This window comes from Burkholderia sp. Bp9015 (genome assembly GCF_003853505.1).
In the GTDB taxonomy this organism is placed as follows: domain Bacteria; phylum Pseudomonadota; class Gammaproteobacteria; order Burkholderiales; family Burkholderiaceae; genus Burkholderia.
The window spans coordinates 1-21,614 of record NZ_QTPZ01000023.1 but is presented as its reverse complement, the minus strand read 5'-3'; the positions used below and the strand labels follow the sequence as shown (position 1 = coordinate 21,614).

At 65.9% G+C, this 21,614-nt stretch carries 16 protein-coding genes, 3 tRNA genes and 1 pseudogene; 18 read left to right on the top strand and 2 right to left on the bottom strand.

Features of this window, described 5'->3' with window-relative positions:
• Nucleotides 1-42 precede the first annotated feature (42 nt).
• Nucleotides 43-1,449 carry a tRNA lysidine(34) synthetase TilS gene (tilS, locus tag DIE12_RS23300; RefSeq protein ID WP_124522113.1) on the top strand — a complete coding sequence of 469 codons (1,407 nt, stop codon included), beginning with the start codon at nt 43-45 and terminating at the stop codon, nt 1,447-1,449.
• Nucleotides 1,450-1,571: 122 nt separating this feature from the next.
• Here tilS and DIE12_RS39090 read toward each other — a convergent pair.
• Nucleotides 1,572-1,809: pseudogene (locus DIE12_RS39090) on the bottom strand (hypothetical protein); the annotation flags it as partial.
• Here DIE12_RS39090 and DIE12_RS23295 point away from each other — a divergent pair.
• From DIE12_RS23295 to DIE12_RS23220, 14 genes are all read left to right on the top strand, one after another.
• Entirely contained in the window at nt 1,792-3,045 is a 1,254-nt protein-coding gene (locus DIE12_RS23295) for an aspartate kinase (protein WP_040144529.1), read from the top strand. The pseudogene DIE12_RS39090 and the gene DIE12_RS23295 sit on opposite strands and share 18 nt — an antisense overlap.
• Nucleotides 3,046-3,156: 111 nt before the next feature.
• Nucleotides 3,157-3,250: transfer RNA gene (locus DIE12_RS23290), tRNA-Ser, on the top strand.
• A gap of 185 nt (nt 3,251-3,435) precedes the next feature.
• Nucleotides 3,436-4,809, top strand: a complete 1,374-nt coding sequence (locus DIE12_RS23285; protein WP_124522111.1) for a hypothetical protein — start codon at nt 3,436-3,438, stop codon at nt 4,807-4,809.
• A gap of 450 nt (nt 4,810-5,259) precedes the next feature.
• Complete coding sequence (locus tag DIE12_RS23275; protein WP_124488279.1) at nt 5,260-6,789, top strand: NuoM family protein; 1,530 nt, start codon at nt 5,260-5,262, stop codon at nt 6,787-6,789.
• 329 nt (nt 6,790-7,118) lie between these two features.
• A complete protein-coding gene (cyoA, locus tag DIE12_RS23265) occupies nt 7,119-8,006 on the top strand; it encodes a ubiquinol oxidase subunit II (protein ID WP_044847970.1) in 888 nt (295 codons plus the stop codon).
• 3 nt (nt 8,007-8,009) lie between these two features.
• Nucleotides 8,010-10,016, top strand: coding sequence for a cytochrome o ubiquinol oxidase subunit I (cyoB, locus tag DIE12_RS23260; RefSeq protein WP_044847969.1), 2,007 nt, complete (start codon nt 8,010-8,012; stop codon nt 10,014-10,016).
• Entirely contained in the window at nt 10,016-10,624 is a 609-nt protein-coding gene (gene cyoC, locus DIE12_RS23255; RefSeq protein WP_124488277.1) for a cytochrome o ubiquinol oxidase subunit III, read from the top strand. The genes cyoB and cyoC overlap by 1 nt, the downstream gene beginning before the upstream one ends.
• Entirely contained in the window at nt 10,625-10,957 is a 333-nt protein-coding gene (gene cyoD / locus DIE12_RS23250; protein ID WP_011352504.1) for a cytochrome o ubiquinol oxidase subunit IV, read from the top strand.
• 321 nt (nt 10,958-11,278) lie between these two features.
• Nucleotides 11,279-11,635: a hypothetical protein gene (locus DIE12_RS23245; protein ID WP_044848002.1), complete on the top strand. Its 357-nt coding sequence runs from the start codon at nt 11,279-11,281 to the stop codon at nt 11,633-11,635.
• Nucleotides 11,636-11,850: 215 nt separating this feature from the next.
• A complete protein-coding gene (locus DIE12_RS23240) occupies nt 11,851-13,734 on the top strand; it encodes an extracellular solute-binding protein (RefSeq protein ID WP_124522109.1) in 1,884 nt (627 codons plus the stop codon).
• A 52-nt stretch (nt 13,735-13,786) separates the two neighbouring features.
• Nucleotides 13,787-14,830, top strand: coding sequence for a microcin C ABC transporter permease YejB (locus tag DIE12_RS23235; protein WP_124488275.1), 1,044 nt, complete (start codon nt 13,787-13,789; stop codon nt 14,828-14,830).
• Between the two features lie 75 nt (nt 14,831-14,905).
• A complete protein-coding gene (locus DIE12_RS23230) occupies nt 14,906-16,003 on the top strand; it encodes an ABC transporter permease (RefSeq protein ID WP_124488274.1) in 1,098 nt (365 codons plus the stop codon).
• Nucleotides 16,000-17,622: an ABC transporter ATP-binding protein gene (locus DIE12_RS23225; protein WP_124488273.1), complete on the top strand. Its 1,623-nt coding sequence runs from the start codon at nt 16,000-16,002 to the stop codon at nt 17,620-17,622. The genes DIE12_RS23230 and DIE12_RS23225 overlap by 4 nt, the downstream gene beginning before the upstream one ends.
• A gap of 128 nt (nt 17,623-17,750) precedes the next feature.
• Entirely contained in the window at nt 17,751-18,425 is a 675-nt protein-coding gene (locus tag DIE12_RS23220) for a C40 family peptidase (protein ID WP_124522107.1), read from the top strand.
• Between the two features lie 151 nt (nt 18,426-18,576).
• On the opposite strand, the gene DIE12_RS23215 is transcribed toward DIE12_RS23220, so the two are convergent.
• Nucleotides 18,577-19,503 carry a patatin-like phospholipase family protein gene (locus DIE12_RS23215; RefSeq protein WP_044847962.1) on the bottom strand — a complete coding sequence of 309 codons (927 nt, stop codon included), beginning with the start codon at nt 19,501-19,503 and terminating at the stop codon, nt 18,577-18,579.
• Nucleotides 19,504-19,783: 280 nt separating this feature from the next.
• Between DIE12_RS23215 and gltX the strand changes: the two genes are divergently transcribed.
• The 3 genes from gltX to DIE12_RS23200 all read left to right on the top strand — a co-directional run bounded on the left by gltX (nt 19,784) and on the right by DIE12_RS23200 (nt 21,614).
• Entirely contained in the window at nt 19,784-21,193 is a 1,410-nt protein-coding gene (gene gltX, locus DIE12_RS23210; RefSeq protein WP_124488272.1) for a glutamate--tRNA ligase, read from the top strand.
• A 128-nt stretch (nt 21,194-21,321) separates the two neighbouring features.
• Nucleotides 21,322-21,397 (top strand) — tRNA-Ala (locus tag DIE12_RS23205).
• A 141-nt stretch (nt 21,398-21,538) separates the two neighbouring features.
• Nucleotides 21,539-21,614, top strand: a tRNA-Glu gene (locus DIE12_RS23200).

Here is a 21,614-nt window from a genome sequence, read left to right as displayed (position 1 = left end):
CGGCGTGTTCGCATCGCGCGCCGTCCGGCGCGCGTCTCGCTCGTGATCCCCCCGACCGAATTCTCCGCCGACCGTGTCGTCCTCGACGCGGTCGGCGTTGCGCTTGCCGATCTGCCGGCCGATGCGCGCATCGCGATCGCGTACAGCGGCGGCCTCGACTCGACGGTGCTGCTCGACGCGGCCGTGCGTGTGGCGGGCGCCGCGCGTTGCGTCGCGCTGCACGTGCACCACGGCCTTAGCGCGAACGCTGACGCATGGGTCGCGCATGCGCAGGCGACGGCCGGGCAACTTGGCGTCGCGTTCGAGTCGGAGCGTGTCGATGTGCCGCGCGACAGCGGCCTCGGCATCGAGGCGACCGCGCGCGAGCGCCGCTATGCGGCGCTCGACGCGATGTGCGAGCGCCACGGCGTGGCCGCGCTCTGGGTCGCGCAGCATGCGGACGACCAGGCGGAGACCGTGCTGCTTCAGCTGTTGCGCGGCGCGGGGATCGCGGGCCTGGCCGCGATGGCACCGCGTTATCGGCCTGACGGCGCAAGCGTCGAGCGCGTGCGGCCGCTGTTGCGATTGTTGCGCGCGCAACTGGAGCGCTATGCGGCGCAGCGCGCGCTGACGTGGATCGACGACGAATCGAACGGCGACACGCGCTACGCGCGCAATGCGCTGCGCATCGACGTGCTGCCGGCGCTCGCCGTGCATTTCCCGGGTTTTCGCGATGCGCTGGGCCGCGCGGCCCAGCATGCGGCCGCCGCGCAGCGGCTGCTCGACGATCTCGCTGAACTGGATTTCGCCGGCGCCGCGCGCGACGACGGCCGCGCGCTGTCGCGCGATGCGCTGGTCGCGTTCGACGATACGCGCGGCGCCAACCTGCTGCGTTTCTGGATGCGCCGGCTCGGGCTGCCCGGTGCGTCGGCGGGGCGGCTGGCGAACATGATGCGGCAGCTGCGCGCCGCGCACGACGCGCATGCGCTGCGGGTCGATCACGCGGGGCAGTGCCTGCGGCTCTATCGCGACACCGTGTACTGGGAGGCGGGCGACAGCGCCGAGCCGGCCGACGACGGCACCGGAACGCCGCATCCCGAATCCTCGCTCGCGTGGGACGGCCAGGAAGTCTGGCGCGTGCCGGCATGGCGCGGCACGTTCGTGTTCGCGCCGGCCGAGGCCGGCAGCGACGGCGCGGTGCCGGAGGCGCTGCTGCGCGGCGCGACGCTCGCCGCGCGCGCCCGCGCGGGCGGCGAGCGGCTGCGTACGTCGCCCGGCGGCCCGGGCCGCACGCTGAAGAATCTGTTCCAGGAGCGCGGCGTGCCGGCCTGGCAGCGCGACGTGCCGCTGTTGTTTGCGGGCGAGCGGCTCGTCTACGTGCCGCGGCTCGGCGTGAATCACGGCGACGGGCTGGCCGATGCCGGCGCGTGGCGCCGGATCGAATGGCGTCCCGACCTGCTGATCGCATAGCGGCGACACGCTTGCCGCCGCGCGATCGCGCGCCGGTTTTCACCATTTGGTAAACAGCGCCGGAACGCTTGCCGAACCGGCGAGCGGCTTGTCAAGCGGGCCTCTATCGGGTACGCTCGGTCGTTTGCTCGGCTCGATTTTTGAGCGATTTGTGCAGGTTTTCCGCGTGACGTACCCGGTTTGCGCGGCCTGATCGGCCTTCCGGGCAAAATCCGTCACGCTTGCGTGTTGCGTCCCAGCCGTCCCCCTCGTCGTCCGTCCACAGCCACAAGCCGCGTGACCGAACGGCAACGCGGCCTGCCCAGCGCGCCCGTGCGGCTTCTCCTCCAGTTCAGAACGACAATGGCACTCATCGTACACAAATACGGCGGCACTTCGATGGGCTCGGTCGAGCGCATCAAGAACGTCGCGAAACGCGTCGCAAAATGGCATCAGGCCGGGCACCAGATGGTGGTCGTGCCGTCCGCGATGTCCGGCGAAACCAACCGTCTGCTCGGTCTCGCGAAAGAGATTTCGAGCCAGCCGAGCCCGCGTGAGCTCGACATGATCGCGTCGACCGGCGAGCAGGTCAGCGTCGGCCTGCTGTCGATCGCGCTGCAGGAAATCGGCGTCGAGGCCGTGAGCTATGCCGGCTGGCAAGTGCCGATCAAGACGGACAGCGCGTTCACGAAGGCGCGCATCCACTCGATCGACGACGAGCGCGTGAAGGCCGATCTGAACGCCGGCAAGGTCGTGATCATCACGGGCTTCCAGGGCGTCGATCCGGACGGCCACATCACGACGCTGGGCCGCGGCGGCTCGGACACGTCGGCGGTGGCGGTCGCGGCCGCGCTGGATGCCGAAGAGTGCCTGATCTATACGGACGTCGACGGCGTCTACACGACCGACCCGCGCGTGGTCGAAGAGGCGCGACGCCTCGATCGCGTGACGTTCGAGGAAATGCTGGAAATGGCCAGCCTCGGCTCGAAGGTCCTGCAGATCCGCTCGGTCGAATTCGCCGGCAAATACCAGGTGAAGACGCGCGTGCTGTCGAGCCTGACCGATCCGCTGATTGCGCTCGACGAAGAAATGCGCTCGGGCACCCTGATTACTTTTGAAGAAGACGAGACCATGGAAAAGGCAGTCATTTCCGGCATCGCGTTCCAGCGCGACGAAGCACGCATTGCGGTGATGGGCGTGCCCGACAAGCCGGGCATCGCGTATCAGATCCTCGGCCCGGTCGCCGACGCGAACGTCGACGTCGACATGATCATCCAGAACCAGAGCGTCGAAGGGAAGACGGACTTCACGTTCACGGTCGGCCGCGGCGACTACCAGAAGGCGATGGACATCCTCACCAACCAGGTGCAGGGCCATGTGAGCGCCGAGCGCGTGCAGGGCGACCCGAAGGTGTCGAAGGTGTCGGTCGTCGGCGTCGGCATGCGTTCGCACGTGGGCGTCGCGAGCAAGATGTTCCGCACGCTGTCGGAAGAGGGCATCAACATCCAGATGATCTCGACGTCCGAAATCAAGATTTCGGTGCTGATCGACGAGAAATACATGGAGCTGGCCGTCCGCGCGCTGCACAAGGCATTCGAACTCGACCAGGCCGCGTGAATTTTTTCGTGATGCATTGAAGAAAATGCATCACGGAAATTGACGCACGGTTCGAAACCCTATATTATCTCGTTCTCGTCGCACTGCCTCCCTGGTGCGAGCGAAAGTTTGGGAGACGTGGCCGAGAGGTCGAAGGCACTCCCCTGCTAAGGGAGCATCTGGGCCAAAACCTGGATCGAGGGTTCGAATCCCTCCGTCTCCGCCAAAAGCGGTGACAAAGCCCCGCAAGTTCTCGGACTTGCGGGGCTTTTTCTTTTCCGGCGTCGTTTCCGCACGCACCGCCCGGCGCCACGCTTCGTCCGGACAGCCAATCAATGCTCGACTCGAGCGGCGCTCATGCGCTAAATAGGCGTATCGCCTCGCGCGGCTCAATCGGGAGTTCCGGCACGCATGCATTCCGTACTGACCATCCTTTCGCACCGTCCCGTCGACGGGCTCGTCGACAATCACGAACGTTACGCGCGGGCCCACGGCTACCGGCACGCGATCGTCGACGGCACGCACGTGTACGGCGAGCGCCAGCAGGTGCTGCACAAGTACCACGCGATCATCGCGCAGCTCGTCGCGATGGAGCAGGGCGCGTTGCTGCTCGTGCTCGATTCGTTCTCGGTCGTGTTCGGCCAGCATGCGTTGCCGGCCGTCGCGGACGGTTATGACGCGATCGTCACGACGCAGACCTCGAAGTCGTCGTTGCCCGCCGCGAGCGGCATGATCTTTCGCAACGTGCCCGACGTGCGCGAGTGCTTGCGCAAGCTGGTGGTCGAGCTCGGCAAGTGGGCGATGCGCCTGCCCGAGCGGCAACACGCATGCGAGGCGACGCTGCTTGCCGAGCACTTCCCGCCGCTGCCGTTCGATCAGCCGCTCGCGACCGGCCATTTCGCGTCGGCCCAGACGGTATGGCGCGACGGGCTAGCGATCGACGCGGTCGTCGGCGCGCATCCGCTCGTGGCGCACCAGGCGCCCGAATGGCAGCAGATCGATGGCGTATGGGCGCCGACGCCCGACTACGACTTTCGCTACGTGCTCGCGCTCGTCGACGACGCGGCGCGTGTCCAGCGGGGCGAGCAGCCGAGCGCGATGGACGACTGGCGCACCGCGCAGCAACGCCCGCGCGAACCGGCGCGACACCTGAACCCGCATGCAAGCATTGCGTTCGTGAGCCTGCACACGTCGCACATCGCCGGTTACGGCGATCTTCACGAAGAGAACTTCGTTCGCTACTGCACGCGACACGGCTATGCGTACCACGCGTATCGCGAACCGCCCGCGCTCCTGCCGGCCGGCGTCGATGCGAACTGGGCGAAGCTGCACCTGATTCGCGAACATCTGCCGGATCACGCGTTCGTGTTCTGGGTCGACGCCGACATCCTCGCGATCGACCAGCGCCAGACGGTCGACGGCGTGGTCGACGGCCGCGATTTCGTGATCGGCACCGACCACACGGCCTGGGCGATCAACTCGTGCATGATCGGCGTGCGTAACGTCGCGCCAATGCGCGAACTGGTCGAACGCATATGTGCGCGGATCGAGCGCATCGGCGATCGGTCGTCGGTCTATGCGAGCGGCGGCGACCAGCAGGCGATCTATGTCGAACTGCTGGAGGCGGGCATGATCGACGCGCGCTACATCGTCGATGCGATGTCGCTCGCGTCATCGCCGGTCTATGCGACGCGCGACAGCCGCTTCGTCCATTTCCCCGCGCAACACAACCACTATCGCGCGGTGACGATGCGCGTATGGGACAGGCTGAGCCATCAGCGCTGACGGAATGCGCCGCGATTTCCGGTGTTCCGGATCGCGGCGATCGGCGGCCGGTGAAATAAAAATGAAAGTATCCGTGTAAGGTTTGAATCGCTCTCATTCATCCTTCCCCGCATTCCACGCTTGCGCCCCGAAGAATCGGTCTTCCGGCCAAAAATGCGGCATCGCACCGATTCGTGCGATCGGCGTCGCATCACAATACGAAAAATTACACATAAAAATCAGCGATCTATCCGGGCGTCGTGAAAAGCTCCTCTGCTGCGATGCAAAAAATAATCATTCGCCTTATGCTGGTTAACCCGATTGCGCTTGAGCGGCGTCAAGCTTTGCCCTGATTCCGCTTTACATTTTGCCAACATTGGCGGTCCGCGAAATCTATCTGTCGATTTGATTTCGTTTCCTTCGTCACGCCTGTTTCCGATGCAGCGCGCGACCCTCTCAAGGCCTGTTGACATGCATGATTTCCCCTTTCTGAGCCTGGCGATCTGGGTTCCGATCCTGTTCGGCGCGTGCCTGCTGCGCGCCGGTTCCGACCGTCATCCGCATCGCACGAGGCTGATCGCGCTGGTCGGCGCACTCGCGGGGCTGGCCGCCGTCGTGCCGCTCGTCACCGGTTTCGATTCGCACTCGGCCGCGATGCAGTTCGCCGAAACCCGCAACTGGCTGGCGGCTTTCAACGCCGGCTGGCGTGTCGGGATCGACGGCGCGTCGCTGTGGCTCGTCGTGCTGACCGCCTTCACGACGCTCGTCGTCGTGATCGCGTCGTGGGAAGCGGTGACGGTGCGGGTCGCGCAGTACTACGCGTCGTTCCTGATCCTGTCGGGGCTGATGGTCGGCGTGTTCGTCGCGCAGGACGGGCTGCTGTTCTTCATCTTCTTCGAGGCGACGCTGATTCCGCTGTACCTGCTGATCGGCACGTGGGGCAGGGAGCATCGCGTCTACGCGGCCGTGAAGTTCTTCTTCATCTCGTTCGCGGGTTCGCTGCTGCTGTTGATGGCGATGCTGTACCTGTACGCGAAGTCGCATACGTTCGACATGAACGCATGGCGCACGCTGCAGCTCGGCTTCGCGCCGCAGCTCCTGGTGTTCCTCGGTTTCTTCGCCGCGTTCGCGGTCAAGGTGCCGATGTGGCCGGTTCATACGTGGCTGCGCGACGTCTACACCGACGGCCCGACGGGTGCCGCGCTGATGCTCGCGATGCTCAAGCTCGGCGGCTACGGCTTCCTGCGCTTCGCGCTGCCGATCACGCCGGACGCGAGCCACTTCTTCGCGCCGGCCGTGATCGCGCTGTCGCTGTTCGCGATCGTCTACGCGAGCCTGATCGCGCTCGCCCAGACCGATCTCGGCAAGCTGCTCGCGTATTCGACGGTTGCGCACATGGGGATCGTCACGCTCGGGCTGTTCCTGTTCAACCAGATCGGCGTCGAAGGCGCGATCGTGCAGCTCGTGTCGTACGGCTTCGTCGCGGGCGCGATGCTGCTGTGCGTGAGCGTGCTGGTCGATCGCACGAAGCAGCGCGAGATCGCCGCGTACGGCGGCGTGGCGGGCGTGATGCCGCGCTTCGCGACGTTCGCGCTGCTGTTCGCGATGGCCAACGTCGGCCTGCCGGGCACGTCGGGCTTCGTCGGCGAGTTCATGGTCATCATGGGCGCGATCCGCGTCAACTTCTGGATCGGCGCGATCGCGGCACTCACGCTGATCCTCAGCGCGTCGTACACGCTGTGGATGGTCAAGCGCGTCGTGTTCGGCAAGATCGCGGGTCCGCGTATCGCGAAGCTCGCCGACCTGAGTCGTCGCGAGATCGTGATGTTCGCGTCGCTCGCGCTGATCGTGTTGATGGTGGGCGTCGATCCGAAGCCGTTCACCGACGCGATCGATCCGACCGTCGCACGGCTGATCGAGGAAGCGAGCCGTTCGAAGCTGCCGGCCGGGGACGGCGGCGCACCGGCGCAGCCGGCGTACATGGCCGCGGCGCACGGCTGAGCGCGTGACGCCGCGCACGATGTCCGCATCGCGTGCCGATGCGGACATCGTTGCGCGCGCATTCATCGGGGCAGGGCGGACACGAGCCCGCGGTTTTTCGCCGATTTCGGCCGTCTCAAGGCCCTCGGCGTGAGACCCGAGGCCCGCGGCCGCCTCCCGGCTGCGTGAAATTGCCCCGCGACAATCTGTCTCACTGCGGATTCTGCAATGATGATTTGTCGCACCCACCGGTTTTTCGCCGCGCCCGCGCGACGTATGATTCGGCCACTTTCGTGGATCGAATGCGCATCGGGCAAACGCAACGGATTCAATGACCCTCGGGCTGTGTGATGAAAAGAAGAGCTTCAAAAGGCTGGACGGCGCTGATATCGATCGGCGCGGCGCTGAGCCTGTCAGGCTGTAATTTAGATGTACTAAATCCGAAAGGAAGCGTCGGGGCCGCCGAAAAGGCGCTGATCGCGACCTCGACATGGGCGATGCTGATCGTCGTCGTGCCGGTGATCCTGCTCACGCTGTGGTTCGCGTGGCGTTACCGCGCATCGAACCGCAACGCCGCCTATGCGCCGAACTGGTCGCACTCGACCGCGATCGAGGTCGTGATCTGGACGGTGCCGACGCTGATCATCCTGTTCCTCGGCGTGCTCACGTGGAAAACCACGCACGAGCTCGATCCGTACAAGCCGCTCGAGTCGTCGGTGAAGCCGATCGACGTCGAGGTCGTCGCGCTCGACTGGAAGTGGCTGTTCATCTATCCGGAACTCGGCATCGCGTCGGTGAACCAGCTCGCGATTCCGGTCGGCACGCCGGTGAATTTCCGCATCACGTCGGATTCGGTGATGAACTCGTTCTTCATTCCGCAGCTCGGCGGCCAGGTCTATGCGATGGCCGGCATGCAGACGCGCCTGCACCTGATCGCCGATGAAGCCGGCGACTACGCGGGCACGTCCGCCAACTTCAGCGGCCGCGGCTTCTCCGACATGAAGTTCCGCACGCTCGCCGAGCCGCGCGAACAGTTCGACGCGTGGGTGCAGAAGGTCAAGGCCTCGCCCGACCGGCTCGATGCGACCGTGTACGGCACCGTCGCGCAGCCGAGCGAGAAGGCGCCCGTGCGCTACTTCTCGTCGGTCGATCCGCGGCTCTTCCACAACATCATCGCGAAATACAACGATGGCCACGTCCTCGATCTGAAGGACGCCGCCTGCGGCACGAAGGGGTAACGCATGTTCGGCAAACTCACACTGGCGGCGATCCCGTTCGATCAGCCCATCATCATGGTGGCAGGCGCCTTCATGGGGCTGGTCGTGCTGGGCATTCTCGCCGCACTGACGATCACCGGCCGCTGGAAGTGGCTGTGGACGGAATGGCTGACGACGGTCGACCACAAGAAACTCGGCGTGATGTACATCATCGTCGCGCTGATCATGCTGCTGCGCGGCTTCGCCGACGCGATCATGATGCGCATGCAGCTTGCGCTCGCGTACAACGCGCCCGGCTACTTGCCGCCGCACCACTATGACCAGATCTTCACGGCACACGGCGTGATCATGATCTTCTTCATGGCGATGGTGTTCATGGTCGGCCTGATGAACCTCGTCGTGCCGCTGCAGATCGGCGCGCGCGACGTCGCGTTCCCGTTCATCAACTCGCTCTCGTTCTGGATGACGGCGGTCAGCGCGATCCTGATCAACATCTCGCTCGTGATCGGCGAGTTCGCGCAGACCGGCTGGCTCGCGTATCCGCCGCTGTCGGAGCTGCAGTTCAGCCCGGGGGTAGGGGTCGACTATTACCTGTGGGCGCTGCAGATTTCGGGTGTCGGCACGCTGCTGACCGGCGTGAACTTCTTCGTGACGATCATCAAGATGCGCGCGCCGGGCATGACGCTGATGAAGATGCCGGTGTTCACGTGGACGGCCCTCTGCACGAACGTGCTGATCATGGCGTCGTTCCCGATCCTGACCGCGACGCTCGCGCTGCTCGGCCTCGACCGCTACCTCGGCATGCACTTCTTCACGAACGAAGCCGGCGGCAACGCGATGCTGTACCTGAACCTGATCTGGGCGTGGGGCCATCCGGAGGTGTACATCCTGATCCTGCCGGCGTTCGGCATCTTCTCGGAAGTCATCGCGACGTTCTCGAAGAAGCCGCTGTTCGGCTACAAGACGATGGTGTATGCGACCTGCGCGATCATGGTGCTGTCGTTCCTCGTGTGGCTGCATCACTTCTTCACGATGGGCTCCGGTGCGAACGTGAACGCGTTCTTCGGCATCATGACGATGATCATCGCGATCCCGACCGGCGTGAAGGTGTTCAACTGGCTGTTTACGATGTACCGCGGCCGGATCGAATTCACGACGCCGGTGCTGTGGACGATCGGCTTCATGGTCACGTTCACGCTCGGCGGCATGACCGGCGTGATGATGGCGATCCCGGGCGCGGACTTCGTGCTGCACAACAGCCTGTTCCTGATCGCGCACTTCCACAACGTGATCATCGGCGGCGTGCTGTTCGGCTATCTCGCGGGCTTCAACTACTGGTTCCCGAAGGCGTTCGGCTTCAAGCTGAACGAGAAGCTCGGCAAGGCTGCGTTCTGGTTCTGGCAGGTCGGCTTCTACGTCGCGTTCGTGCCGCTCTACGTGCTCGGCTTCATGGGCATGACGCGGCGCCTGAACCACTACGACAATCCGGCGTGGCATCCGTGGCTGCTGGTCGCCGCGTTCGGCGCCGTGCTGATCGCGATCGGCATCGCGTGCCAGCTGCTGCAACTGGTGGTCAGCATCCGCAACCGCAACCTGCCGGCATATCGCGACACCACGGGCGACCCGTGGGGCGGCCGCACGCTGGAATGGGCGACCTCGTCGCCGCCGGCCGAGTACAACTTCGCGGTGATCCCGCAGGTGCGCACGCTCGACGCGTACGCCGACATGAAGGCACGCGGCGACGGCCGGCCGAACCCGGCGGCGATCCGCGACATCCACATGCCGTCGAATACGTGCGCGGGTCTCGTGGTCGCGGTCTTCAGCCTGGTGCTGGGCTTCGCGCTGGTGTGGCACATCTGGTGGATGGCGATCGGCGGCCTGGTCGGCATCGTCGCGACGCTCGTGGTCTACAGCTCGCGTGACAACGACGGCTACTACATCCCGGCGTCGAAGGTGCGCAGGATCGAAGAGAAGCAACCGGCGGCGCGCGTGGCCACGCGTGTCGACGACGTGGAACTGGAGGCCAACTGATGTTGCAGAAAACCCTGAGCGCAACCCTGCTCGAGCACGACGACCATCCGCCGTCGCACTCGGTGTTCGGCTTCTGGTTGTACCTGATGACCGACTGCGTGATCTTCGCGGCGCTGTTCGCGACGTTCGCGGTGCTCGGCAACCAGTACGCGGGCGGTCCGACCGCGAAGGACCTGTTCGACATTCCGGGCGTCGCGGTGGAAACCGCCGCGCTGCTGCTGTCGAGCATCACCTACGGCTTCGCGATGCTGGCCGCGTACAAGCAGCGGCGCGGCGCGCTGCTCGCGTGGCTCGCGGTGACATTCGTGCTCGGCGCGGCGTTCCTCGCGATGGAGCTGCGCGAGTTCTCGCACCTGATCGCGGAAGGCGCGGGCCCGCAGCGCAGCGCGTTCCTGTCGGCGTTCTTCACGCTGGTCGGCACGCACGGGCTGCACGTGACGGCCGGCCTCGTGTGGATGATCGTGCTCGCCGGGCAGGTCGTGCTGCGCGGCGGCGACCTGACCGATCGCGACCTGCGGCGTCTGACGTGCCTGAGCCTCTTCTGGCATTTCCTCGACATCGTGTGGATCTGCGTGTTTTCCTTTGTCTATCTCGCGAGCGTGATCTAAATGGCCCATTCGCATTCGTCGCAACTCGAAGAAGGGCACGGCAGCGTCGGCGGCTATGTCGCCGGTTTCATCCTGTCGGTGCTGCTCACGGCCGCGTCGTTCGGCCTCGTGATGGGCGGCGTGCTGTCGCCGCACGCATCGCTGATCGCGCTCGCCGTGCTCGCATTCGTGCAGATCGTCGTGCACCTCGTGTACTTCCTGCACATGAACGGTTCGTCCGGCCAACGCTGGAACGTGATGGCGTTCAGCTACACCGTGCTGACGGCGGCGATCCTGATCGTCGGCACGCTGTGGGTGATGCACAACGTCAGCATGAACATGATGTCGCGCTGAGCCCAGAGCGGCTGAGCGGCATCGCGGCGCAGCGGACGATCTCCATGCGCATTCATGCATCAAAGGCGGCACGCGAGTGCCGCCTTTGTCATTGTGGCCGCGCGGTGTGCGTGGCGTCGCTCGGCGCGGACGCGGGCCAGGATGAAAGATGTTTCAGGAAACGGCGGAACGGACATCGCGGCAGCGCGTCAATTGTTACAAGACGTTAGCGGACGCCTCCACGTGCGATGCAGCGCATCAGTTCTTACAAACTTGAAATATGCGGAGACTGTGCGTGCCGTTATAGTCGAATCACACATGAAACAACTCGAAGAGGAATCCATGAAGACTTTGCGTATTGCCTCGCTCTTGACCGGTATGACGGCCTTGCTCGTGTCGGGCGCAGCAATGGCGGGAGTCAATGTCGGGATCAACGTCGGCGTGCCGGCTCCGGTCTACGTCGCACCCGCGCCCGTGTATGCGCCGCCGCCTCCGCCGGTCGTCTACCAGCCGGCGCCCGTGTATGCGCCGGCGCCCGTCTACGCGCCGGCCCCGGCGATCGTGATCGGCTGGCACGGCGATCGCTACTGGGACGGCCGCCGCTACTGGGGCCGCGACGAGTGGTATCGCCATCATGGCCGCGGCTGGCACGGCGATCGCGGTCACTGGGACAACGGCCGTCACAACGGCTGGCGCTGATCGATCTGCGGCGCACGCGCGATGCGTGCGCGCCCTCGAAGGAAAACCGCCCGTGTGAACTGAACACCGGGCGGTTTTTCTTTGCCTGTGCGAGTCGCACGCGGCAGCCGCAACGTGCCGGTGCCATGCGCGAAAACCCGCAAGTTGGCTCGACGTCGAATTGAATGGGTAGAATCGACCCACGTTCCATCCCTCAATCGACCGACAGGGCCTCTATGACGAAGGGTTCGCCCCGGACCGCCGCCACCCGCATCCGCTTCGGCGCCGCGCATGCGGCACGGGCCGCCGGCCGCACGGCGGCAGTATGGACGCTACAGGCGGTACTGGCTGCAAGCGCCGCGCACGCGGCCTATGCAATCGCGCAGTACGGCGAGCCGAAATATCCGCCGGGCTTCAGGCATTTCGACTATGTGAACCCCGACGCGCCGAAGGGCGGCACGCTCGTGCTCGCGAACCCGAGCCGGCTCACGTCGTTCGACAAGTTCAATCCGTTCACGATGCGCGGCAACCCGGCACCGGGCATCGACCTGCTGTTCGAGAGCCTCGCGACCGGCAGCATGGACGAACCGGCATCCGCCTACGGGCTGCTCGCCGACGACATCGCGATCGCGCCGGACCGCCGCTCGGTCACGTTTCACCTGAACCCGCGCGCGCGCTTTTCGAACGGCGATCCGGTCACGGCCGACGACGTCAGGTTTTCGTTCGACACGCTGAAGAGCAAGCAGGCCGCACCGCAGTTCGGCGCGTATTTCGCCGAGATCGCGAAGGCGGTGGTGGTCGATCCCGCGACCGTGCGTTTCGAGTTCCGCAGCACGAACCGCGAGCTGCCGCTGATCGCCGGCGGCGTGCCGGTGTTCTCGCGCAAGTGGGGGCTGCGCGCGGACGGTTCGCGGATTCCGTTCGACCAACTCGCGTTCGAGCAGCCGATCGGCAGCGGCCCGTACCTGATCGAGCGCTACGACAACGGCCGCACGATTACCTATCGGCGCAATCCCGCGTACTGGGGCGCCGACCTGCCGGTGCGGGTCGGCACCGACAACTTCGAGCGGATCGTCTACAAGCTCTATGGCGACGGCGTCGCGCGGCTCGAGGCGTTCAAGGCCGGCGAGTACGACGTGCTGGTCGAATACATCGCGCGCAACTGGACGCGGCGCGACGTCGGCAAGCGCTTCGACAGCGGCGAGCTCGTCAAGCGCGAGTTCCGCCAGCACAACGGCGCGGGCATGCAGGGCTTCTTCATGAACCTGCGCCGGCCGCTGTTTCGCGACGTGCGCGTGCGCCAGGCGCTCGATCTCGCGTTCGACTTCGAATGGCTGAACCGCCAGTTGTTCTATAGCGCGTACACGCGCCTCGACAGCTATTTCGCCGATACCGACCTGCAGGCGACCGGTACGCCGGGCCCGGGCGAACTGAAGCTGCTGGAGCCGTTGCGCACGCAACTCGACCCGGCCGTGTTCGGCCCGATGGTCACGCAGCCGAACACGAACCCGCCGGGCTCGCTGCGCGCGAACCTGCTGAAGGCGCGCGCGCTGCTCGCGCAGGCCGGCTGGACCTACCGCGACGGCGCGTTGCGCAACGCGCAGGGCGAGCCGTTCACGTTCGAGATCCTCGACGATTCGGGCGCGGCGATGGAAGGCGTCGTGACAGCCTACCAGCGCAATCTCGCGAAGCTCGGCATCGACGCGCGTTTTCGCACGGCCGATTACGCGCTGCTGCAGAAGCGCCTCGACGCGTTCGACTACGACATGACGACGGTTCGCCTGCCGGGTGTGCAGGTACCGGGCGCCGAGCAGTTCTCGCGTTACGGCAGCAAGTTCGCGGACGAGCCGGGCTCCGACAACATCATCGGCCTGAAGTCGCCGGCCGTCGACGCGCTGCTGCATGCGCTCGGCGCCGCGCAGACGCGCGAGGACCTGCTCGACGCGACGCATGCGCTCGACCGCGTGCTGATGCACGGCTATTACGCCGTTCCGCAGTGGTACAGCACCACGCACCGGATCGCATACAAGCGCACGCTCGGCTATCCGCAAACGCTGCCGCTGTACTATTCGGCCGAGGGCTGGGTCGTATCGACCTGGTGGGCCAAGCCCGATCACTGAAGCCTGCCGGCCCTTCGTTCAACCCAGCCTATCGATCGCGAGTCGACGCCCTATGTGGAGCTACATCCTCAAACGCCTGCTGCTGATGATCCCGACGCTCGTCGGCGTGCTCACGCTCACGTTCGCGGTGATCCAGTTCGTGCCGGGCGGCCCGGTCGAACAGGCCGTGCAGGAACTGCGCAAGGGCGCGACGGAGCAGGGCGCGGCGCCGTTCGGAATGCGCGCGCACACCGGCGTCGACGCACAGCAGCTCGCACAGCTCAAGGCGCTGTACGGCTTCGACAAGCCGCCGCTCGAGCGTTACTGGCTGATGCTGAAGCGTTTCGCGCGCTTCGATCTCGGCGACAGCTACTTCCGCCACCAGAGCGTGTGGTCGCTGGTCGTGCAGAAGCTGCCGGTGTCGATCAGCATCGGGCTGTGGACGTTCTTCGTCACCTACCTGATCTCCGTGCCGCTCGGCATCGCGAAGGCCGTGCGCAACGGCTCGCCGTTCGATGTCGCGACGAGCCTCGTCGTGCTGGTCGGCTATGCGATTCCGGGCTTCGTGCTCGGCGTGCTGCTGCTCGTGCTGTTCGGCGGCGGCTCGTTCTGGCAGCTGTTCCCGCTGCGCGGGCTCACGTCGGACAACTTTTCCCAGCTGTCGCTCGCCGGCAAGGTGCTCGATTATCTGTGGCACATCGCGCTGCCGATCACGGCGTCGGTCGTCGGCAGCTTCGCGGTCATCACGATGCTCACGAAGAACGCGTTCCTCGACGAAATCCGCAAGCAATACGTGCTGACCGCGCGCGCGAAAGGGCTCGCCGAGCGCACCGTGCTGTGGAAGCACGTGTTCCGCAACGCGATGCTGCCGCTGATCGTCGGGTTTCCGGCCGCGTTCATCGGCGCGTTCTTCACGGGCAGCCTGCTGATCGAGACGCTGTTCTCGCTCGACGGCCTCGGGCTCTTGTCGTACGAGTCGGTCGTGCGGCGCGACTATCCGGTCGTGCTCGGCACGCTGTACCTGTTCACGCTGATCGGGCTCGCGACCAAGCTGATCTCGGACCTCTGCTATGTGTGGGTCGACCCGCGCATTCAATTCGACAACCTGGAGCGCTGACATGAAACCGTCCGCCAGCACGCCGCTCGCCGGCGCGCCTGTCCGCCTGCCCGCGCTCGCCGGGCGAGGTGCGCGATGAACCGGGCCGTCGTGTCGTCCCGCATCGACGCGGCCCGTGCGCGCGTGTCGCCGTCGCCCGCGCGCCGCGTCTGGCAGCGCTTTCGCCAGCAGCGCCTCGGCTACTGGAGCTTCGTGATCTTCGTCGTCGCGTTCGCCGCGAGCCTCGCGGCGCCGCTGTGGTCGAACGACAAGCCGCTCGTCGTGCGCTACGACGGCCAGACCTATTTCCCGATGTTCCATGCGTATCCGGAGACGACCTTCGGCGGCGACTTCCCGACGCCGGCCGACTATCTCGATCCGTACGTCCGCAAGCGGCTCGAGGCGCCGGGCAACTTCGTCGTGTATCCGCCGAACCGCTATTACTACGACACGCTGAACTATTTCTCGAGCGTGCCGAACCCGGCGCCGCCGTCGCGTGCGAACTGGCTCGGCACCGACGCGCAGGGGCGCGACCTGCTCGCGCGGCTCGTGTACGGGTTCCGCGTGTCGGTCGAGTTCGGGCTGGTCCTGACCGCGATCGGCACGCTGCTCGGGATCGCCGCGGGCGCCGTGCAGGGCTTCTTCGGCGGGCGCATCGACATCGTCGGGCAGCGGCTGATCGAGATCTGGAGTTCGCTGCCCGAGCTGTACCTGCTGATCATCTTCGCGTCGATCTTCGAGCCGAGCTTCCTGCTGCTGATCGTGCTGCTGTCGCTGTTCGGCTGGATCGGCCTGGCCGACTACGTGCGTGCCGAATTCCTGCGCAACCGCACGCAGGACTACGTGCGCGCGGCCCGCGCGATGGGGCTCACGAACTGGCAGATCATCTGGCGCCACGTGCTGCCGAACAGCATGACGCCCGTGATCACGTTCCTGCCGTTCCGGATGAGCGGCGCGATCCTCGCGCTCACGAGCCTCGACTTCCTCGGGCTCGGCGTGCCGCCGCCGACGCCGAGCCTCGGCGAGCTGCTCGCGCAGGGCAAGGGCAACCTCGACGCATGGTGGATCTCGCTGTCGACGTTCGGCGTGCTGGTCGCGACGCTGCTGCTGCTGACCTTCATGGGCGACGCGCTGCGCAACGCGCTCGACACGCGGATCGCCGACTCGGTGCGCGCGGCAGGAGGCCAGCGATGAGCAGCACGGTCGTATCGAACGCGGGCGAGCCGCTGCTGTCGCTCGAACATCTGCAGGTGCGCTTCGGCGACACGGTGGCCGTCGACGACGTGACGCTCGCGATCGGCCGCGGCGAGCGCGTCGCGCTCGTCGGGGAGTCGGGATCGGGCAAGAGCGTGACCGCGCTGTCGATCCTGCGGCTGCTGCGCGACGCCGACGTGAGCGGCACGATCCGCTTCGCCGGGCATGACCTCGCCGGCAAGAGCGAACGCGAGATGCGCGGGCTGCGCGGCTCGGACATCGCGATGATCTTCCAGGAGCCGATGACGGCGCTCAACCCGCTGTACACGATCGGCACGCAGATCGGCGAGACGATCGTGCTGCACGACGGCGTGACGGCGGTGGAGGCGCGCAAGCGCGCGATCGCGCTGCTTGCGCGTACCGGCATCGCGGAGCCGGAGCGGCGCGTCGACAGTTACCCGCACCAGTTGTCGGGCGGCCAGCGGCAGCGCGCGATGATCGCGATGGCGCTCGCCTGCCGGCCGCGCCTCCTGCTCGCGGACGAACCGACCACGGCGCTCGACGTGACGATCCGCGCGCAGATCGTCGACCTGCTGCTCGAGCTGCAGCGCGAGGAGGCGGAAAAGCGCGGGATGGCGATCCTGCTGATCACGCACGACCTGAACCTCGTACGGCACTTCGCCGAGCGGGTCGCGGTGATGGAGCGCGGCAAGCTGGTCGAAAGCGGGCCGGTCGAGCGGATCTTCGCGGAGCCGGAGCATCCGTATACGCAGCGGCTGCTGAACAGCCGGCCGCAGCGCGCGGTCGCGCCGGTGATGCCGATCGCGCCCGTCGTGCTCGATGCGCGCCACGTCAGCGTGCAGTTCGCGCGCAAGCGGCCGGGCTTCGCAGGCTGGTTCGGCACGACGCCCGTGACGGCGGTCGCGGACGTGTCCGTGTCGGTGCGGCAGGGCGAGACGCTCGGGATCGTCGGCGAATCCGGCTCCGGGAAGTCGACCCTCGCGATGGCGCTGCTCGGGCTGCAAAGGACGGCCCACGGCGAGATCGAATTCCAGGGGCGTGCGCTCTCGACCTATCGCGGCCGCGAACAGACCGCGCTGCGCTCGAACATGCAGGTCGTCTTTCAGGATCCCTTCAGTTCACTGTCGCCGCGTCACACGATCGAGCGGATCGTCGGCGAGGGGCTCGAACTGCATCGCCCGGAACTCACACCGGACGCGCGGCGCGCGAAGTCGCTGGCCGTGCTGCGCGAAGTCGGCCTCGACCGCACGGTGCTGCATCGCTATCCGCACGAATTCTCGGGCGGGCAGCGCCAGCGGATCGCGATCGCGCGTGCGCTCGTGCTGGAGCCGCGCATCCTGATCCTCGACGAACCGACGTCCGCGCTCGACGTGTCGATCCAGCAGCAGGTGCTGAAGCTGCTCGCGAATTTGCAACAGAAATACAACCTCGGCTATGTATTCATCAGCCACGACCTGGAGGTGATCGGCGCGATGGCGCACCGGGTCGCGGTGATGCAGGACGGGGCGATCGTCGAGTCCGGCGACGTGGCCGATATCTTCACGAAACCGTCACATCCTTACACACAAAAGCTGTTGAAAGCGGTCTGGAAAGCGTGATAGGCGTCCAATGGTCTGACTATCTCGATTGTATTTTTTAATTTGTTTTGACAAACGATTACGCGCTGGCTAGTATCGACCGAAATTTTCCGCCAATCAGCTGATTTTTAAGCACATTCCATCGACCAATGCAGCATCGATCCCTGACCCAGGCATGCGCGCGTACCCTCGCCGGGCTGTTCATCGGCGCCCTGTTCGCAGCAGCTCCCGGCGCGTTCGCCGACGAAGTCAGCAGTTTTAACCAGAATGTCACGAATTCGACTCAAATCGGGTCGAGCTCCTCCCTCCAGCAGACCAGTGCCCAGTCGTCGAGCGGCGGCGCGAAGTCGTTTCTTGCCGGCATGGCGGGCAAGGCAGGCGACGTCGTCGTCGGTGCGCTGAACATGATCGGCGTGCGTTACCGCTGGGGCGGCAACTCGCCGGATTCCGGCCTCGACTGCAGCGGGTTCGTGCGCTACGTGTTCCAGGACACGCTCGGCATGTCGCTGCCGCGTCGCGCCGAAGAGATGAGCCGCGTCGGCGAGAAGGTCAGCATGAGCAACCTGAAGCCGGGCGACCTCGTGTTCTTCAACACGATGCGCCGTACGTTCTCGCACGTCGGCATCTATATCGGCGACAACAAGTTCGTGCATTCGCCGTCGACGGGCAGCACGATTCGCGTCGACGATCTCGATAGCGGCTACTGGGAAAAGCGTTTCACCGGTGCGCGCCGGCTCGAGTCGGAGTTCCCGATGAAGGCCGACGACCTGCGCCAGCGCGTGCGTGCCACGATCGGCGACGACGCGGCGAACGGCAGCAACTGACCGACGCTCGCCGGCGAACCGCCGGATCCAAAAAACCCTGTCACTGGAAGGCGGCAGGGTTTTTTGTTTTGGGGCGTGCGCAAGCGGCTGGTGGCGGTGCCATCGTCGGTGGCGCGCTCGCTGTCGTGCGCCGCGCGCCGCGATGCGCCGCTTATGCCGCCGCGACGCCGCGGGCCGCCGCGAGCTTGCGCTGCAGCTCGGGCATGACGCGCGCGACGGCTTCCTCGCCCGCGAGGATCGCCGCGTTGCGCTGGTTGAAGTCGCTGCCGCCCATCGCTGCGAGGTTCGGGCGGATCACGACATCCGCGTATTTGTCGAGCTCGTAGGTCTTGATCGTCTGGCCCATGATCGTGAAGGTCTGCAGCAGCATCTCGATCGGGTTGTTGGTCGCCGCGCCGTCCGGCCGCGACGAGATGTCGACCGCGATCACGAAGCTCGCGCCCATCTTGCGCGCGAACGACGCGGGCACCGGGCTCACGAGGCCGCCGTCGACATATTCGCGGTTGCCGATCTTCACGGGCTCGAACACCGACGGCACGCTGCACGACGCGCGCACCGCGAGCCCCGTATTGCCCTGCTGGAACAGGATCGGCTGGCCGTTCTGCAGGTCCGTCGCGACGATGCCGAGCGGCTTCGCCATCTTTTCGATCGGCCGGTTGTTGAGCGTCTTGTTCAGGAAGTTCTGCAGCGCCACGCCCTGCAGCAGCCCGCGCGAGCGGAACGGCAGCGCCCAGTCGCTGATCGCCGCCTGATCCATGTCGAGTGCGATCTTGTTGATCTGCAGCCCGCTCATCCCGGCGGCATAGAGCGCCCCGACCACCGAGCCCGCGCTCGTGCCCGCGACGATCTCGACCGGGATGCCGCGCGCCTCGAGCGCCTTCAGCACGCCGATGTGCGAAAAGCCGCGGGCGGCGCCGCCGCCGAGCGCGATGCCGATCTTCACGGGTTTCTCGCGCGACTGCGCGGGATTCGCGGCGTTGTCGGGGCGGGACTTGTCGCCGAACGACGTGCAGGCGGCGAGGCTGGCGGATGCGCAAGCGATCGTGAAGTGACGGCGCGACAGGCGAGGGGACGACATCGAATGGTTCTCCGGCGGCTTGGCGGCGGGCCGTGCGGCCCGCGGCGGCGATAGGTTCCGAGCGGCCGCGCGGCACAAACCGCGCGGCCGGCGCGGCGCCGGCTGGCGGCCGCGGCGCGCACATCATAAAGCAAGCGGCGCGCTTGGCGCGAAGGGCGGCGCGAGTATAATTCCGGCTTCTTTCCCGTTCCGGGCGCGGCCGGCCCCAGTGCTGTCCGGGCTGTCGCCGTCGATCCCGCGTCGAATCATTCATGCGCCCCAGGCGTTCGAGTTACCGTTTATGACCCGTCCTGTCCGTACCCGCTTCGCGCCGAGTCCCACCGGCTTCATCCACCTCGGCAACATCCGCTCCGCGCTCTATCCGTGGGCGTTCGCGCGCAAGATGAAAGGCACGTTCGTGCTGCGTATCGAGGATACCGACGTCGAGCGTTCGTCGCAGGAAGCCGTCGACGCGATCCTCGAGGGGATGCAGTGGCTCGGCCTGGATTTCGACGAAGGCCCGATCTACCAGATGCAGCGGATGGACCGCTACCGCGCGGTGCTCGCGCAGATGCTCGAGCAGGGCCTCGCGTACCCGTGCTACATGTCGGCCGAGGAGCTCGACGCGCTGCGCGAACGCCAGCGCGAGGCCGGCCTCAAGCCGCGCTACGACGGCACGTGGCGTCCGGAGCCGGGCAAGGTGCTGCCCGAGCCGCCGGCCGGCGTGAAGCCGGTGCTGCGGTTCCGCAACCCGCTGACCGGCACGGTCGTGTGGGACGACGCGGTGAAGGGCCGGGTCGAGATCTCGAACGAGGAGCTCGACGACCTCGTGATCGCGCGTCCGGACGGCACGCCGATCTACAACTTCTGCGTGGTCGTGGACGACATGGACATGAACATCACGCACGTGATCCGTGGCGACGACCACGTGAACAACACGCCGCGCCAGATCAACATCCTGCGCGCGCTCGGCGGCGAGCCGCCCGTCTACGCGCACCTGCCGACCGTGCTGAACGAGCAGGGCGAGAAGATGAGCAAGCGGCATGGTGCGATGAGCGTGATGGCGTACCGCGACGCCGGCTTCCTGCCGGAGGCCGTCGTCAACTACCTGGCGCGCCTCGGCTGGTCGCACGGCGACGCGGAGATCTTCTCGCGCGAGCAGTTCGTCGAATGGTTCGACCTCGAGCATCTCGGCAAGTCGCCCGCGCAGTACGACCACAGCAAGCTGAGCTGGCTGAACGCCCATTACATCAAGGAAGCGGACAACGCGCGCCTCGCCGCGCTGGCGAAGCCGTTCCTCGACGCGCTCGGGATCGACGACGCGGCGATCGCGACGGGCCCCGCGCTCGATGCGGTGGTCGGCCTGATGAAGGACCGCGCGACGACGGTCAAGGAGATCGCCGAAGGCGCCGCGATGTTCTACCGCGTGCCGGCGCCGGATGCCGATGCGCTCGCGCAGCACGTGACCGATGCGGTGCGCCCGGCACTGGCCGATCTCGTCGCCGCGCTGAAGGCGGCCGACTGGACGAAGGAAGCGGTGTCCGCCGCGCTGAAGGCGACGCTCGGCGCGCACAAGCTGAAGATGCCGCAGCTCGCGATGCCGGTGCGCCTGCTGGTGGCGGGCACGACGCATACGCCGTCGATCGACGCGGTGCTCGTGCTGTTCGGTCGTGACGTCGTGGTGTCGCGTATCGAGGCCGCGCTGGCCTGAGGTTTGAGCGGATGCGAAGCCGCTCGCGCAGGGTGTCACGGCGGCTTCGCAAAAAATTTCGCTCGAATCGCAAAAAGGGTATTTACAAGTTCAAATTCGGTCCATATAATCTCATTTCTGTTCTGCAAGGGGGTATAGCTCAGCTGGGAGAGCGCTTGCATGGCATGCAAGAGGTCAGCGGTTCGATCCCGCTTACCTCCACCATCAGAGCAGAACGAATTGATTTGCGAAGCAGCGGTAGTAAGTAATAAATGCTTCACAAAATGATTTAAAGCAGTTAGAATTTCGGCCTTCGCTGTTGATGATGAGTGAATAGCGAAAGTCAGACAGATCTGAAAAGATCATGTCCCCTTCGTCTAGAGGCCTAGGACATCACCCTTTCACGGTGAGTACAGGGGTTCGAATCCCCTAGGGGACGCCA